The organism is Pandoraea sp. NE5, from assembly GCF_024363545.1.
Taxonomy (GTDB): domain Bacteria; phylum Pseudomonadota; class Gammaproteobacteria; order Burkholderiales; family Burkholderiaceae; genus Pandoraea; species Pandoraea cepalis.
Genome location: NZ_AP025517.1, coordinates 1027817 through 1043940, shown reverse-complemented (window position 1 = coordinate 1043940; position 16124 = coordinate 1027817). Strand labels below are relative to the sequence as shown.

Here is a 16124-nt window from a genome sequence, read left to right as displayed (position 1 = left end):
GTCAGTCGATGTGTCTTGGGCTTACATCGTTTCCGCGAACAACTCGCGGCCGATCAGCATGCGGCGGATCTCCGACGTGCCCGCACCGATTTCGTAAAGCTTCGCGTCGCGCCACAGGCGGCCGACCGGGTACTCGTTGATATAGCCGTTGCCGCCCAGAATCTGGATTGCCTCGCCGGCCATCCACGTCGCCTTTTCGGCCGTGTACAGAATCACCCCCGCGCAGTCCTTGCGCACCTGACGCACGTGATCGCGACCGAGCGAATCGAGCTGGCGGCCCACCGCGTAGAGATACGCGCGGCTTGCCTGCAGAATCGTGTACATGTCCGCGACCTTGCCCTGGATGAGCTGGAACTCTCCGATCGACTGGCCGAACTGCTTGCGGTCGTGGATATAGGGCACGACCACGTCCATGGCCGCCTGCATGATGCCCAGCGGGCCGCCGGCGAGCACCGCGCGCTCATAGTCCAGACCGCTCATGAGCACCTTCGTGCCGCCGCCGACCTGGCCCAGCACGTTCTCCTCCGGCACCTCCACGTTCTCGAACACCAGCTCACCCGTGTGCGAGCCGCGCATGCCGAGCTTGTCCAGCTTCTGCGCGACCGAGAATCCCTTCATGCCCTTCTCGACAAGGAAGGCCGTCATGCCGCGGGCGCCCGCTTCCGGATCGGTCTTGCCGTAGACGACCAGCGTGTCGCAGTCCGGGCCGTTCGTGATCCACATCTTCGTGCCGTTGAGCACGAAGCGGTCGCCGCGCTTCTCGGCACGCAGCTTCATGCTGACCACGTCCGAGCCGGCGTTCGGCTCGCTCATCGCGAGGGCGCCGATATGCTCCCCCGACACCAGCTTGGGCAAGTACTTCGCCTTTTGCGCGGCGGTGCCATTGCGGTGGATCTGGTTGACGCAGAGGTTCGAGTGCGCGCCGTACGACAGGCCGATCGACGCCGAGGCGCGCGAGATTTCCTCCATCGCGATCATGTGGGCCAGATAGCCCATGTTCGCGCCGCCGTACTCTTCCGAAACCGTCATGCCGAGCACGCCGAGGTCGCCCATCTTGCGCCAGAGGTCCATCGGGAACTGGTCGGTGCGGTCCACTTCGCCTGCGCGCGGGGCGATTTCCTTGGACGCGAAGTTCGCGACCGATTCGCGCAGCATATCGAGGTCTTCGCCGAGCATGAAATTGAGTCCGGGCAACAGGGTCATGACACAGTCTCCAGAGGGTGGCGCGTGGCCGTTAGCCCGCGCATGGGTTCGATGGTGCGGCTGATGAGGTTGATTCGGTGATCCGGTGGCGGGGGCGCTCAGCGAGTCTTGGGAGACGACGTTGCCGAGGGACTTGCCGCCAGCACGAACAGCGTTTGCTGCATCAGTGCGCAAAGCGTCCATTTGTCGTCGTCGACAACGAACAGTTCGGCGGTGGCGACGATCAGCGTGCGACCGGCTTTCACGACCTGGCCGCGTCCGATCAGTGTATCGCCCTTGCCGGGCGCGAGAATGTTCAGTTTGTATTCGGCGGTGACCAGTTCCTGGTCCGGCGAGATGCGGGTGTAGCCTGCGTAGCCGCCGGCGGAGTCCGCGATGGCGCCGATCACTCCCCCGTGGAAAAAGCCGTGCTGCTGGTTGACCTTGTCCGAGAACGGCAGCGAGATTTCGCAGTGTCCGTCGGCAAGATGCGAGAGCAACGCGCCCCAATGCGTCATGACGCCCTGTTGGTCGAAGCTGGCGCGGATTTTTGCGGCGACGGCGTCGTCGAGCGGTGCAGCGTGAGAGACAGGGAGGTTGGCCATGATGGGAGCGAAAGTACGGACAAAGCCGAGTGCCCAGATATTACTTTACGTTTACGTAAACGTAAAGTAAGGGCTTTCCAGCATCGAAAGCGCGAAGGTCGGCCGGGCGGGAGGCGACCCCGGACAGGATGCAGGGCGAGGCGGGTTGAGGCGGGTTGGGGCAGTAAGTGGTTGAAACCGAGGCCGACGCCAAGGCCGAAACAGAAGTCGAAACCTGACGAATCAGTGCGACACGGACGTCGTCTTCGACCGTTGAGCGACGTCGGCGGGTGCGGCTTCGCCGGCAGCCTCGAGCAGCGCGAGACATTGGGCTTCGTGTTGCGCGACCTCGTCGAGCGTGGCGTGAAGGTCTTCGAGTTGCTGCTCGAGCACCTGCCGATGCTGGGACAGCGTTTCGAGGAACACGCGAAGCTGGGACACCGTATCCTTGGGCGACTCGTAGAGATCGAGAATCGACTTGATCTCCGAGAGCGTGAGTCCTAGACGTTTGCCGCGCAGCGTCAGCTTCAGACGCGTGCGATCCTGCCCGGTGTAGACGCGGTGGCGCCCGCCGGGACCTTCGCGGGCCGGTGTGAGCAGCCCCTGATCCTCGTAGAAACGGATCGCGCGGGGCGTAATGTCGAACTCGCGGGCAAGCTCGGTAATCGTGTATGTGAGCATCGGGTTAAGCAGGTGCTTACCATTGCAGATAGAATTGCCGTTTACGTTAGCGTCAAGTTGCTTCCTATGCAATCGGTGACGGCGTTAACCGATAACGACAGAACAAGTCCATCTGGAGCGTGGTCCTCGTGAATGCCCTTGAACAACAACTGAATTACCCCCTCGGAGAATTCTTGCCGGAAGGCGGCACCGTGCACGAAGTGGCGCCAGGCGTCTTCTGGGTGCGCATGCCGCTGCCGTTCGTGCTCGATCACATCAACCTGTGGTTGCTGCGCGACGATATCGACGGCGTCAAAGGCTGGACCGTCGTCGATTGCGGCATCACCCATCCGCAGATCAAGGCCTATTGGGAACAAGTGTTCGAGAACGCGCTCGGCGGCGAGCCGGTTCTGCGTGTCGTCGTCACGCATTGCCACCCCGATCACCTCGGCCTCGCGCACTGGATCTGCAAGGGCGGCGACAAACCCCGCTGGTCGGCCCGGCTCGCCATGTCGCAGGGCGACTACGCATGGGGCCGCCTCATGTCGGAGGCCGTCAACAACAACGCCGCCAATGCCGGCGGAGAGTTCGCCGTGGCGCACTTTATTTCGCATGGGCTCGCCGATGAGGCCATGATCGACCAGATCCGCCACCGCAAGACCTACTTCAGCGATCTCGTGCCCGAAGTGCCGTCGCGCTTCTTCCGCTTGCGCGATGGCGAGGCCCTGCGCATCGGCGGCAGCGACTGGCGTTTGATCGCGGGTTATGGCCACTCGCCGGAGCACATGGCGCTGTACTCCGAACAGCACAACGTGCTCATCTCCGGCGATATGGTGCTGCCGCGCATCTCGACCAATGTCAGCGTCTTTGACATCGAACCCGAAGCCAACTCGCTGCAACTGTTCCTCGACTCGCTCGGCGTCTATCTCGATCTGCCCGCCGATTGTCTCGTGCTGCCCTCGCATGGCCGGCCGTTCACCGGACTGCACACCCGCATCGGCCAACTGCGCGATCACCACACCGCGCGGCTGCAGGAGGTGCGCGACGCCTGCGCCCGGTCGCCGCAAAGCGCGGGCGATATCGTGCCGATCATGTTCCATCGCAAGCTCGATGCGCACCAGACCACCTTCGCCATGGGCGAAGCGCTGGCGCACCTGCACATGCTCTGGCGTTCGGGGGAACTCAAGCGCGAGCAGGATGCGAAGGGCGTCTGGCGCTTTTCCCCGGTTTGATCGGACCTGCGTGACCGACCTGCACGACGACCGGCCTTCGCGGCAGGTGCGAGCGGCAGGTGCGAGGGACAGGCATGAGCGTCGCGTATGAGCGGCCGACTGGATCGGTTGGCCACAAAACAATGCCCCGGTGACCGAATCAGGTCGCCGGGGCATTGCTTTTGCGCGCGTGCTTTCGGCGTCGCGTGCGACGTCAGGCGTGCTGCGTCGATGCCGCCGTGTTGCGGCCGTCGCGACCAAGCAAACCGTACGTCACCAGGCTGATCGTCACCGTCATCAGAATGTAATACGCGGGGGCCAGCGGGTTCTGCGTCGCCTTGATCAGGTATGTGATCCAGAACGGCGCGAGACCGCCGAACAACATCACCGAGACGTTGTAGAGAATCGAGACGCCCGTCGAGCGCACGCCGACCGGGAACACCTCGGTGACCGCCGTCGGGAACGCGCCCCACACGAAGCCCATGCAGACGGCCGGCAGAATCTGCGCGAGCAGCAGATTGCCCATCGACGGCGCACCGTGCAGCCGCGTGAACATCCAGAACGACGTCAGGCCGTAGAGCAGCACGAACAGCAGAATCAGCGGTTTGCGGCCCACGCGATCCGAAATCCAGCCCGTGAGCGGGCACAGCGCGGCGATCAGCATGGCGGCGATGAACGTCGACAGGCTCGCGGCGCCCTGCGTCAATCCCAACTGCTTGACTGCGTAGATCGGCGTATAGATCAGCGTGACGTAGAACGACGTCGTTGCGGCAACCGTCAGGCCGAAGCCGGCGATGAGGGCGCGATAGTGATGCGAGAAGACGTCGGCGAGCGGTGTGCGGCGGGTCGGTGCACGCGCGGCCGCGTAGGCCAGAAACTCTGGCGACTCGGTCATGCGACGTCGAATATAAAAACCCACCGGACCGATCAGAATCCCGAACAGAAACGGAAGCCGCCAGCCCCACGATTCGAGTGCCTCCTTGGTGAGCGACGTGTTGAGCACATACGCGCACAGCCCGGCGAACGCGACGGCCAGTGCCTGCGAGCACATTTGAAAACTGCCGTAGAAGCCGCGCAGGTGGGGCGGCGAAAACTCGATGAGCATGGCCGTCGAGCCGCCGAATTCACCGCCCGCCGAGAAGCCCTGAATGACGCGTGCCAGCAGGATAAGCAGCGGCGCGGCGAAGCCGATCGCCGCATACGTCGGCGCGATGCCGATCAGGCCCGTGCCCAGCGCCATGAGCAACACCATGACCGAGAGCGCCGACTTGCGCCCGGCCCGGTCGGCGTACAAACCGAATGCGAGCCCGCCGATGGGACGGAAGAAGAACGCTACGCCAAGCGACGCCACACTCGCGAGCAGCGAGTTCGTATCGTTTTCCGCAGGGAAGAAGAGTTTCGCGATGATGACCGCGAAGAGACCGTAGACCGTAAAGTCGAACCACTCGAATGCATTGCCCAGCGTGGAACCGATCACCGCTTTGCGTCGCAGTGCCGGATCGATGACCGGCGCGCCGGTGGGGGTTGCCTGCATATGCCTCTCCTGCTTGGTTGGGCGTGCCGCAGTCGGATCGGTCTGCTAACGTCCGTCGACATCCGTCCGCTCGCTGACGGCAAGACCGGTTTAACGTCGTGTGTACCTCTATCGAAGTTACACAAGCACTCTAGCGCAGGTTCGCAATGCACCACAACGGTTCAATAATCCGCGCTGCCACGGCGGCCGGCGCGTGTTCCAAGGGAGAAACTTGGGCGTGTCGGACTATCGATTCCCGCGGCTGCCTTTCCACCGGTAGTCTCGTTGACCGACCCATTCCCACGTGCCGGTGTAGGGGTTGAACTCGTAGCCTTCCCGGTATTCGCTGGTGTAGCAGCCGCCCTTCTGCAGATAGCATTTCTCGCTCAGGAAGTGAGCGGCATCGCGCGACGTGCGTGGTCGCGCCTGCGGCACGACGATGTATGGCTGCGCGGGCGCGATGACGACGGGCGGTCGCGGCGCAATGATGACGGGGGCGGGCGCGATGATGGTGGGCGCCGGCGTCACGATCACCGGTGCAGGGGCGACGACCATGGGGGCGGGCGCGACGAGGGTCGGGGCGGGGCGGATGTACGACTCCGGCGGGCCGACGATTTGCCAGTTGCCAGGGTCCAACGCCGCGCACCCGGAAACCATCAGGGCAAGCGGCAGGCTAAGGATGAGGGCGATGCGTCGGTGTAGCGCGACGCCGCGATTGGGGCAAGCGCGTGACGCGGCTTGCGTTGACATGGCGTTCATGGGGACGTCGCGCGTTAGGGATTCGGAGCAATGTAACGCGTGACATTGAGCTTCCCCCGGTTTCACCCTTGGATTTGGGGAATATCCCTGCGTTGGCCGCTATTTGGGGCCTGTTGAGGGATCGTCGGGCGGCGGGTCGGCATGGGCCGAGGGGGCGTTTTGTACGTTGCGCTCGGACAACCGTGGCTTTCGCGGCGCACGGGCGAAGAGCACGTCGTAAAGCCAGCGCGGCAGGCATCGCATGACGCAGGCCACCACGCCCATTGGCCACGGCAGCACCACGAAGCGCTTGCGTCGAGCGATCGCCGCGGCCGCCTTGCGCGCGAACGTGTCCGGGGGCATCAGGAACGGCATCGGAAACGGATTGCCATCCGTCATTGGCGTGCGAATGTAGCCGGGCGCAATCGTCACGACCGCGACCTTGGCGGCGCGTAATTCCACTCGCAGGCTTTCGAGGTACGTCATCGCGGCGGCCTTCGATGCGCTGTAGGCGCCATGCCCGGGCAGACCGCGCACACCGGCCACGCTGCCGATACCGACGAGCGTGCCGTGCTTGCGTTCGCGCATTGGCGCGACGAAGGGGCTGAACGTGGCCACCATCGCCAGCCAGTTGGTGTCCATGACCGACGCAAAGTGCGGCAGATCGGCCGGGTCTTCAGTCGTCACGCCGTGGCTGATGCCGGCATTCGCGATAACGATGTCCGGTACGCCGTGACGCGCCATGAAGTCGTCGGCCGCCGCGCGCAACGCGAGCGCGTCACGCACGTCGAGCGCGTAGCTATGTACGGCATGCGGATGGGGGAGCGAGGCGGCCAGATCGGCGAGCCTGTCGCCGCGTCGGCCCACCAGCCCGAGGATGGCGCCCTGCGCGGCGTAGTGGCGTGCGAGTGCTTCGCCCAATCCACTCGAGGCGCCCGTGATAAAGACCTTCGGTGATGTCGTGTGTGTTGCCATCTAATGCAAAAGCCCGGCCGGGGCCGGGCTGGGTGAGCGGCGAAGCTTACAGCTTCTTCGCGCGGATCTGGTTGATGATGGCGTCGGCCGTCTTGAGCGCCGCATCGAACGTCTGCTGCTCGGTCGTGGCCGGCTTGCCGGCCTTTTGCAGGGCGTCGCCCGAGGTGGCCGGCGAGACCAGGTACTTGCCCTGGATCGCGATCGTCGGCACGCCGTCGATCTTGTAGTCCTGCCACGTCTTGTTGGCCGTCTTCACGCTGGCCTGGGTCGAGAAGCCGTTATAGGCGTCGAGATACTTCTGCTTGTCGATGCCGAACTGCGTGAGGAAGTCGGCCTGGGTCTGCGCCGTCAGCAGATAGTTGTGCTTGACGTGGATCTCGTTGAAGACCTTCGGCGTGAGTTCGGCTTCGCGGCCCAGCGCGCGGAGTGCGTAGAACATACGGGTGTGCGGCTCGAAGCGGTCCTGGAAGGCGACCGGCACGCGCTTGAACACGACATCCTTGCCTTGCTTCTTGACCCACGCTTCCAGCGACGGTTCGAGCGCATTGCAGTGCGGGCAGCCATACCAGAAGAATTCGGTGACTTCGATTTTGCCCGCGCCGGCCGACGTGGGCTGTGCTTGCGGCAACACCAGGTAATCGGTTCCCGCGACCGGGGCTTCGGGCGAGGCCGAGGCGGCGCCGCAAAGGAAACCGAAAGACAGCAGAACGGTACCAAGAAGTTTTTTCATGATCGTTGTTGAGGAGTGAGGCAGACGCGCCAGCCATCGGTTGGTCGGCGTTCCTGCGAAACCATATCCCGGATTCAGACAGATAAGCTAGTGCGTATGACCAGCGCCGCGCTGCCGGGTTCAACCTCCCGGCAACCCCGGCGTTTCCCGAGCGATGCCGCCGGTGGGGCATGCATTCCGCACGGGCGCGACGCGGTGCCGGGCGACGAAACAAAAAGCGTTGCCCTTATCGAGCAACGCCTCTTGCGTTTATTGCTTCGTGAAGCGGATCACGGCCGTGTCGTAGCCACCATCCTGCAGGCGCTGACGCACATGGTTCATCTCGTCGAGCTTGCCATACGGGCCGAGGCGCACGCGGTAGAGCGTCAGACCGTTGGCATCGCGCTGCGTGACTTTCGCCTCGAAGCCCGATAGCGCCAACTTGGCGCGCAGTTGCTCGGCGTCGCTCTGCGACTTGAATGCGCCGACTTGCAGGTAGTAGCCCGTGTTGGCGGTGTCCGTCGCGCTGGCGGGCGGCGTGGTCTGCGGCGCGACCGGCACCGTCGACTTGCCGCTGAGAATATCGGCGGGCGACGGCTTTGTCGGGGCCGGTGCCGTGGGCGCGGACGCGGTGGGCGACGTGACCGGTGTGCCGGGTACGAGCGGCGACGTCACGGCCTGCGAGGCCGACTCCGGCCCGGCCACGGCCGACGCGGCGCCCGGCAGCGGCGTGCGCGGCTGCAGCGACTTGTTCGGATCGGGCGCTTGCGCGGCCGGCGAGTTATCGGCCGGGCGCGGCGGCGTCTTTTCGACGAATGGGGTCGGCGTCTTCGTGATGTAGAGCGCGACGACGACGGCAACGGCCAGCCCAACGATCAGGCCGAGCACGATGCCCAGAAAAGTACCGCCCCGCTGGCGGGGAGGCCGACGTGTGTGTGCCATCGAGTCGATTCCGTCCTTACAGAGTTCCGATGCGTTTGCCGTTCGGAAGGGTTGGATAACTGGGGCTTACATCTTGGCCGGGGTCGACACGCCCAGCACGGCAAGACCGTTGCGCAGCACCTGACGCGTGGCCGCCAGCAGCGCCAGACGCGCGTGCTTGACGGTCTCGTCGTCGACCAGCACGCGATCGGCGTTGTAGAAGGAGTGGAACGCCCCCGCCAGATCCCGCAGATAGAAGGCCACGGCGTGCGGCGCAAGTTCCTCGGCCGCGCGTGTGAGCATGTCCGGGTATTCGGCGAGCAGTTGCAGCAGCGCGAGCGCGCGTTCGCTGTCGAGCGGCGCGAGGTCGGCGTGGGCCAAACGGGCGTCGTCGCCGCCCCATTGCGTGAGGATCGAGCAGATGCGGGCGTGCGCATACTGCACGTAGTACACCGGGTTCTCGTCGTTCTGCTTGAGCGCGAGATCCACGTCGAACACGAATTCGGTGTCCGCCTTGCGCGAAATTAGGAAGAAGCGCACGGCGTCGCGGCCACGGCGCAGGGCGGCTTCACGCTCGGCCGGATCCGTGACCGGGGTTTCGGCCGTGATGCCGCCCGACCACTCGATCAGGTCGCGCACCGTCACGTAGCTGCCCGCGCGCTTGGAGATCTTCACCTCTTCGCCGTGGCGCATAACGGTGACCATCTTGTGCAGCACGTAGTCGGGGTAGCCCGTCGGAATGCCGATGCCCAGGGCCTGCAACCCCGCGCGCACGCGGGCGATAGTGCCGTGGTGGTCCGACCCCTGCACGTTGATGACTTGATGGAAGCCGCGCGCCCACTTGCGGGTGTGATAGGCAACGTCCGGCACGAAGTACGTGTACGTGCCGTCGGACTTGCGCATCACGCGGTCCTTGTCGTCGCCGTAATCGGTCGTGCGCAGCCACAGCGCGCCGTCCTGTTCGTACGTCACGCCCGCGTCGACGAGCGCCTGCACCGTGCGCTCGACACTGCCGTCGGCATAGAGCGACGACTCGAGGTAGTACTGATCGAAGCGCACACCGAAGGTCTGCAGATCGATGTCCTGCTCGCGGCGCAGATAGGCCACGGCGAATGCGCGGATCGAATCGATGTCCTCGATGTCGCCGCTGCCGGTGACCGGGGCGCCGTCGGAGGCCTGCACGGTCTTGCGTGCGAGGAAGTCTTGTGCGATGTCGCCGATGTAGTCGCCGTTGTAGGCCGATTCCGGCCACTCGGCGTCGCCCGGCTTGAGGCCGCGTGCGCGCGCCTGCACCGAGGTGGCGAGCGTCTGGATCTGCACGCCGGCGTCGTTGTAATAGAACTCGCGATGGACCGGATGGCCTTGCGTGCCCAGCAGCGCCGAGATCGTGTCGCCGAGCGCGGCCTGACGGCCGTGACCCACGTGCAGCGGGCCGGTCGGGTTGGCCGAGACGAACTCGACGAGCACCGGCGCGTCGTCGTGGCGCACAGCGCAGTGGCCGAAGGCGGCGCCTTCGGTCAGGATCGCGCGCGCCACCGACTGCTTCGCGGCGTTGGCCAGACGCAGGTTGATGAAGCCGGGGCCGGCGATCTCAACCGCGTCGACGAGTCCGCTCGCGCGGGCGTCGGCGAGGATGGCGTCGGCAATCTTCTGGGCCAGCTCGCGCGGATTGGCGCGCAGCGGCTTCGCGAGTTGCATTGCCACGTTGCAGGCCAGATCGCCATGCGCGGCGACTTTCGGGCGTTCGAGCAGGATAGTCGGCAAGGCCGGCGCATTTTGCGCGGGGGTCGCAGTGCCGTCTGCGGGCATCAGACCGGCGACGACGTCGCCGATCAGCGCGACGAGAGCATTCTTTTGTGCAGGTAGCATTGGCGGGTGTTTCGGGTGCGTCCGGACGCGTCCGGACAGGCAATTGAATCGTCAGCACCGGATTTTAACAGGTGTATGATGAAGTCACGGTACCCGCTGATCCCACGCGTTGCGTGACATGCGCTCGGGGCGGCGGAGGGGGTCACAACGCCAATAGGGAGACAACCATGCTGGTAACGTTCAAGTCGCACGCTTCGCCCACAATCACCATGCTGGAAAATCTCGCGCAGTTTCTGCTCGGGCTGGTCGGCAAGAAGCTTGGCGAGCGCGGTGCCATCGGCGAGGACGAAATGGGCGAGGCCATTGCGAAGCTGGAAGCCGCCATCGCGGAAGACAATGCCGCCGCGAAGAAGGAAAACGAAGGCAAGAAGTCCGGCGAACGAGAGGAAGAGGATCGTCTGCGCCTGGCGCAACGTGCGTATCCGCTGCTCGATATGCTGCGCGAGTCCCGCAAGGAAAACGTCGCCGTGATGTGGGAGACTGGCCGCCGCTAAGCGGTCGAAGGCAACGGCAGGCCCTCGCAGACAGCGCAGGGCAGGCGCCCCCCCCCTCGTCCGGCACGACGCGCCCCTCGTCCGAGCGCGTCGCTCGCCAACCCTCTCGCTTTCGCGTGAGTTCCCCGTCCCGGAATCTGCAACTTTCAGTGCCAGCGATCGATGCGGCGACGCCCTCACATGGGCCGTCATCGCGCATCACTCGGCATGTTTCCCCTAGTCGTCCGAACGGCTCGACCAGAACACCTGATTCACCCCCGGCAGCGTTTCCAAATGATCGGAGAGGGCGTCGAGTTCGCCAGCCTGCACGGCGGTGGGCAGCAACAGCGCTTCGATCTCGACGTCGGCTTCGCCGAACGGGTGAATATCGAGCGCGCGCACGGGATAGTTCGACGCTTCGAGCCAGGCTTCCACCTTGTCGAGCACTTCTCGTTGCGTCGTGCGGGCGCAGATGACGGACAGCGCGTAAGTCGCCTCCGACGTCGCCTCGTTGATCGGGGCGCGGTTGATGCGGTTCACAACCGGACGCAGCAACGTATTGGCCGCCAGCACGAAGCCCGCGACGACGACTGCTTCGACGATCAGACTGGCCCCGGCGGCGGCGCCCACGGCGGCCGAGCCCCATAACGTGGCGGCGGTGTTCAGGCCGCGCACCGAGGCGCCGTCTTTCATGATGGCGCCGGCCCCGAGGAAGCCGACCCCCGACACGACGTAGGCAATCACGCGCGTATCGCCGGGCATGAGCCGCATCGACAAGTCGACGAAGGCGGCGGCCCCCACGGCCACGAGCACGTTGGTGCGAAGACCGGCCGTGCGCTGGCGGACCTGACGCTCCACACCGATGATCGTGCCCAGGATAAACGCGACGAGCAGCGAGACGGCTGTGTTGAGCAGCGGCAGGAGGTGGAAATTCTGAATGCTTTGCAATGCGTGCATGGAACCTCTCGAAGTGAGCCGGTCGACAGATGGCAAGGCGCCGGTGGCCGAGGATCCGATCTGCCGGCTCAGCCCGAACGGGCGGGACACTACGCGTCGGTTGCGACAGGGGCGTGACACCGGCGTCGGCGTGCAGTCGTCATGCCGCCCACCGGGTCACGCGAAGGCATGCGATTACGACAGTTGCGGGGCCAGCAGGCGCCGGGCGGTGGCCTCGTCCACGTTGGCGCGTTCCATGAAGTCCTCGACCTGATCGGGGCCGATCTTGCCGACGCTGAAGTACGTGCTGTCCGGATGCGACAGGTAGAAGCCCGAGACGCTCGCGGCGGGCAGCATGGCGAGCGATTCCGTCACACTCATGCCGACTTCATGGGCTTGCAGGTAGTGGAACATCGGTCCCTTGACCGAGTGCTCGGGGCAAGCCGGGTAGCCCGGGGCCGGGCGAATGCCGACGTACGCTTCCTTGATGAGGGCATTGTTGTCCAGTTGCTCGCCGCTGGCGTAGCCCCAGAACTCGCGACGCACGCGCGCGTGCATGCACTCGGCGAACGCCTCGGCGAGTCGGTCGGCCAATGCCTTGAGCATGATCGCGCTGTAGTCGTCGTGTGTGGCGAGGAAGCCGGCTTCCTTGGCGTCGACACCGAGACCGGCCGTGACCGCGAACACGCCGATGTAGTCCGCCACCCCGCTGTCCTTGGGCGCGATGAAGTCGGCCAGTGAGCGGTTCGGGCGACGCACGCCGTCGACCACGGGCCGCTCGCTTTGCTGTCGCAGGTTATGCCACGTGAAAGCGACTTCCGAGCGAGACTCGTCCGTATAGATTTCGATGTCGTCGTCGCCGACCACGTTGGCGGGCAGCATCGCGATCACGCCGTTGGCCGTCAGCCAGCGGCCCTTGATCATGCGATCCAGCATCTCCTTGCCGTCCGCGAAGACGCGTTGGGCCGACTCGCCGACGATCGCGTCGCTGAGAATCGCGGGGAAGGGGCCGGCCAGATCCCACGTCTGGAAGAACGGGCCCCAGTCGATGTAGTCCGCCAGTTCAGCCAGGTCGTAGTTCTTGAACACGCGCCGGCCAATGAACTTCGGCTTGGGCGGGACGTACGTCGACCAATCGATCTTGAACTTGTTTTCCCGCGCGGTGGCGAGCGAGACCATCGGCGTGGCCCTGCGATTGGCATGCTGTGCCCGCACGCGCTCGTAATCCGTCTTGACCTCTTCGAGGTATCGCTCGGCGGCTTCGTCCGACAGCAGATTCGAGGCGACCGACACCGAGCGCGACGCGTCGGGCACGTAAATCACGGGGCCGTCATAGTGCGGCGCGATTTTCACGGCCGTGTGCACGCGCGACGTCGTGGCGCCACCAATCATCAGCGGAATGTTGCGCAGGCGGAAGTAATCGTCGCGCTGCATTTCGGAGGCGACGTAGGCCATCTCTTCCAGACTCGGCGTGATGAGACCCGACAGGCCGATGATGTCGGCGCCTTCCTCCTTCGCCTTGGCGAGAATGTCGGCGCAGGGCACCATCACGCCCATGTTCACCACCTCGAAATTGTTGCACTGGAGCACCACGGTCACGATGTTCTTGCCGATGTCGTGCACGTCGCCCTTGACCGTGGCCATCACGATCTTGCCCTTCGAGCGAACGTCTTCCCCGGCGGCGGCCATGCGCGCCTTTTCCTCTTCGATGAACGGTACCAGATGCGCGACGGCCTGCTTCATCACGCGCGCGCTCTTGACGACCTGGGGCAGGAACATCTTGCCCGCGCCGAACAGATCGCCCACGACGTTCATGCCGTCCATGAGCGGGCCCTCGATCACCTGGATCGGACGGCCGCCCGCGGCGTGAATCTTCTGGCGCACTTCTTCCGTGTCGTCGACGATGAACGTGGTGATGCCATGCACCAGCGCATGCGCGAGACGCGCTTCGACCGGCTGGTTGCGCCACTCCAGGTTCTCTTCGCGCCGTTGCGCGCCGCCCTTGAAGCGCTCTGCAATTTCCAGCAGACGCTCGGTACTGTCGTCGCGGCGGTTGAGCACCACGTCTTCGACGCGCTCGCGCAGTTCGGGATCGAGGTTCTCATACACGCCGAGCTGACCGGCGTTGACGATGCCCATGTCCATGCCCGCCTGAATCGCGTGGTACAGGAACACGGTGTGAATCGCTTCGCGCACGAGGTCGTTGCCGCGGAACGAGAACGAGACGTTCGACACCCCGCCGCTGATCTTCGCGCCGGGCAGGTGCGCCTTGATCCAGCGTGTGGCGTTGATGAAGTCGACCGCGTAGTTGTTGTGCTCTTCGATGCCGGTGGCCACCGCGAAGATGTTCGGATCGAAGATGATGTCCTCGGGCGGGAAACCCGCTTCGTCGACGAGCACGCGATAGCTGCGCGCGCAGATCTCGGTCTTGCGCGCGTAGGTGTCGGCCTGCCCGTGTTCGTCGAAGGCCATGACCACGGCGGCGGCGCCGTAACGGCGAATCCGCTTGGCGTGATGCACGAACGCTTCGCGGCCTTCCTTGAGCGAGATCGAGTTGACGATGGCCTTGCCCTGCACGCACTTCAGTCCCGCCTCGATCACTTCCCACTTCGACGAGTCGATCATGATCGGCACGCGCGCGATGTCCGGCTCGGAGGCGATCAGGTTCATGAAGCGCACCATCGCGGCCTTGGAGTCGAGCATCGCCTCGTCCATGTTGATGTCGATGACCTGGGCGCCGTTCTCGACCTGCTGGCGGGCGACCGCGAGGGCTTCATCGAACTGGCCGTTCAGGATCATGCGCGCAAACGCTTTCGAACCCGTGACGTTGGTACGCTCGCCGACGTTGACGAAGAGCGTGCCCGCGCCGATGTTGAAGGGCTCGAGGCCGGACAGGCGCATCGGCTGCACTGGCTCGACGGATTCGACAGGCGTCAGGAAGGGCGTTTGGCTCATGGGGCAATCCGTTCAGTGGTTGGCGCGTTGGCCGTGCCTCGTGCGTGAGAGGCGACGGCGGCGCGCCGGGCTTGCTGCAATCAATCTTGTCTTCGTCGGGCGGACGCTGGCTACGCTCAGGCGTCGTCGCCGTCGTTGCCATCCGTGCCGTCGCCGCCGCCGGTGGGGCGATACTGCGACGGCCAGCGGCGCGGCTTCACGTCAGCCAGCGCCTTCGCGATCTCCGCGATGTGTTCCGGCGTGGTGCCGCAGCAGCCGCCCGCCAGATTCACCAGGCCCGCCTGCGCGAATTCCTTGAGCAGGCTCGACGTCACGTCGGGCGTCTCGTCGAAGCCCGTATCGCTCATCGGGTTGGGCAGGCCGGCGTTCGGGTAGACCGACACGTAGGTGTTGCACAGCTTGGCCAGTTCCGCGATGTACGGACGCATGAGCGTCGCACCGAGCGCGCAGTTCAGGCCAAACGTGAGCGGGCGGGCGTGACGCAGCGAATTCCAGAACGCTTCGACCGTCTGGCCCGACAGAATGCGCCCGGAGGCATCGGTGACGGTGCCCGAGATCATGATCGGCAATACCTCGCCGGTGTCTTCGAACAGCTCGTCGATGGCAAAGAGCGCGGCCTTGGCGTTGAGCGTATCGAAGATCGTCTCGACGAGGAACAGATCGACGCCGCCTTCGAGCAACGACTTGGCTTGCGCGTAGTAGGCGTCGCGCAGTTGGTCGAAGTCGACGTTGCGCGCGCCCGGATCGTTCACGTCCGGGCTGATGCTCGCGGTCTTCGGCGTTGGACCGATGGCGCCGGCGGCGAAGCGTGGCTTGTCGGGCGTGCTGAAGGCATCGCAGGCCTCGCGCGCCAGACGTGCCGACGCGCGGTTCATCTCGTCGGCCAGATCCTCCATGTGATAGTCGCTCTGGGCGATCGTCGTCGCCCCGAACGTATTCGTCTCGAGGATATCGGCGCCTGCCGCAAGGTATTTGCGATGAATCTCGCTGATGATGTCGGGGCGCGTGAGCGAGAGCAGCTCATTGTTGCCCTTGACGTCGTGCGCGAAGTCGGCGAAGCGATCGCCACGGTACTGGGCTTCGCTCAGCTTGTACTGCTGGATCATCGTGCCCATGGCCCCGTCCAGAATCAGGATGCGCGATTCGAGCAGCGCGGGCAGTGCCTGACCCCGCGTGTAGCGTGGCTGTGAGCGGGCCGGAGCCGTGGTCGATGCGGTCCCCGTATGGGCGTTGGCGGCGGATGGGCTAGCGGTGGTCATGACGGACGTCGCCTTGGAGTGGCCGGAAAACCTATAATTGTAATGGTTTTCGCGCCCGCCGCCCGCGCGCCGCCGCCTGCCGGGCGGCGCCGGCGGCGATTCGTGACGCGCGCGCCGCGCCGTCCTGACCCGCTTTCGC

The 16124-nt window shown here is 65.0% G+C and carries 14 protein-coding genes; 2 read left to right on the top strand and 12 right to left on the bottom strand.

What is annotated here, in order from left to right; translation table 11 throughout:
* Positions 1–21: 21 nt before the first annotated feature.
* From PanNE5_RS04870 to PanNE5_RS04860, 3 genes are all read right to left on the bottom strand, one after another.
* Positions 22–1203: an isovaleryl-CoA dehydrogenase gene (locus tag PanNE5_RS04870; RefSeq protein ID WP_150562209.1), complete on the bottom strand. Its 1182-nt coding sequence runs from the start codon at positions 1201–1203 to the stop codon at positions 22–24.
* Positions 1204–1301: 98 nt separating this feature from the next.
* Complete coding sequence (locus PanNE5_RS04865) at positions 1302–1787, bottom strand: PaaI family thioesterase (RefSeq protein ID WP_017231723.1); 486 nt, start codon at positions 1785–1787, stop codon at positions 1302–1304.
* A gap of 222 nt (positions 1788–2009) precedes the next feature.
* Positions 2010–2447, bottom strand: a complete 438-nt coding sequence (locus PanNE5_RS04860) for a MerR family transcriptional regulator (RefSeq protein WP_261939334.1) — start codon at positions 2445–2447, stop codon at positions 2010–2012.
* A 128-nt stretch (positions 2448–2575) separates the two neighbouring features.
* Here PanNE5_RS04860 and PanNE5_RS04855 point away from each other — a divergent pair, with 128 nt between their 5' ends.
* The gene (locus tag PanNE5_RS04855; RefSeq protein WP_017231725.1) at positions 2576–3658 is read left to right on the top strand and encodes an MBL fold metallo-hydrolase; all 1083 of its coding nucleotides are present in this window, start codon (positions 2576–2578) and stop codon (positions 3656–3658) included.
* Between the two features lie 193 nt (positions 3659–3851).
* On the opposite strand, the gene PanNE5_RS04850 is transcribed toward PanNE5_RS04855, so the two are convergent.
* From PanNE5_RS04850 to argS, 6 genes are all read right to left on the bottom strand, one after another.
* Positions 3852–5171 (bottom strand): MFS transporter, encoded by a 1320-nt coding sequence (locus PanNE5_RS04850; protein ID WP_150562212.1) that lies wholly within the window; start codon positions 5169–5171, stop codon positions 3852–3854.
* 225 nt (positions 5172–5396) lie between these two features.
* Complete coding sequence (locus PanNE5_RS04845) at positions 5397–5909, bottom strand: hypothetical protein (RefSeq protein ID WP_017231727.1); 513 nt, start codon at positions 5907–5909, stop codon at positions 5397–5399.
* Positions 5910–6008: 99 nt separating this feature from the next.
* The gene (locus PanNE5_RS04840) at positions 6009–6863 is read right to left on the bottom strand and encodes an SDR family oxidoreductase (RefSeq protein WP_261939333.1); all 855 of its coding nucleotides are present in this window, start codon (positions 6861–6863) and stop codon (positions 6009–6011) included.
* A gap of 46 nt (positions 6864–6909) precedes the next feature.
* Entirely contained in the window at positions 6910–7593 is a 684-nt protein-coding gene (locus PanNE5_RS04835) for a thiol:disulfide interchange protein DsbA/DsbL (protein WP_017231729.1), read from the bottom strand.
* 249 nt (positions 7594–7842) lie between these two features.
* Complete coding sequence (locus PanNE5_RS04830; RefSeq protein ID WP_261939332.1) at positions 7843–8514, bottom strand: SPOR domain-containing protein; 672 nt, start codon at positions 8512–8514, stop codon at positions 7843–7845.
* Positions 8515–8580: 66 nt separating this feature from the next.
* Positions 8581–10302, bottom strand: coding sequence for an arginine--tRNA ligase (gene argS / locus PanNE5_RS04825; protein WP_369751547.1), 1722 nt, complete (start codon positions 10300–10302; stop codon positions 8581–8583).
* A 227-nt stretch (positions 10303–10529) separates the two neighbouring features.
* On the opposite strand from argS, the gene PanNE5_RS04820 reads away from it, so the two are divergent.
* Positions 10530–10856 (top strand): DUF1840 domain-containing protein, encoded by a 327-nt coding sequence (locus PanNE5_RS04820; protein ID WP_017231995.1) that lies wholly within the window; start codon positions 10530–10532, stop codon positions 10854–10856.
* A 216-nt stretch (positions 10857–11072) separates the two neighbouring features.
* Here PanNE5_RS04820 and PanNE5_RS04815 read toward each other — a convergent pair whose 3' ends face one another.
* The 3 genes from PanNE5_RS04815 to PanNE5_RS04805 all read right to left on the bottom strand — a co-directional run bounded on the left by PanNE5_RS04815 (position 11073) and on the right by PanNE5_RS04805 (position 15985).
* Positions 11073–11783, bottom strand: a complete 711-nt coding sequence (locus tag PanNE5_RS04815; RefSeq protein ID WP_026131610.1) for an MgtC/SapB family protein — start codon at positions 11781–11783, stop codon at positions 11073–11075.
* A gap of 183 nt (positions 11784–11966) precedes the next feature.
* Positions 11967–14672 (bottom strand): methionine synthase, encoded by a 2706-nt coding sequence (gene metH / locus PanNE5_RS04810; protein WP_232424500.1) that lies wholly within the window; start codon positions 14670–14672, stop codon positions 11967–11969.
* Positions 14673–14842: 170 nt separating this feature from the next.
* Positions 14843–15985, bottom strand: a complete 1143-nt coding sequence (locus PanNE5_RS04805) for a homocysteine S-methyltransferase family protein (RefSeq protein ID WP_017231998.1) — start codon at positions 15983–15985, stop codon at positions 14843–14845.
* Positions 15986–16124: the final 139 nt, after the last annotated feature.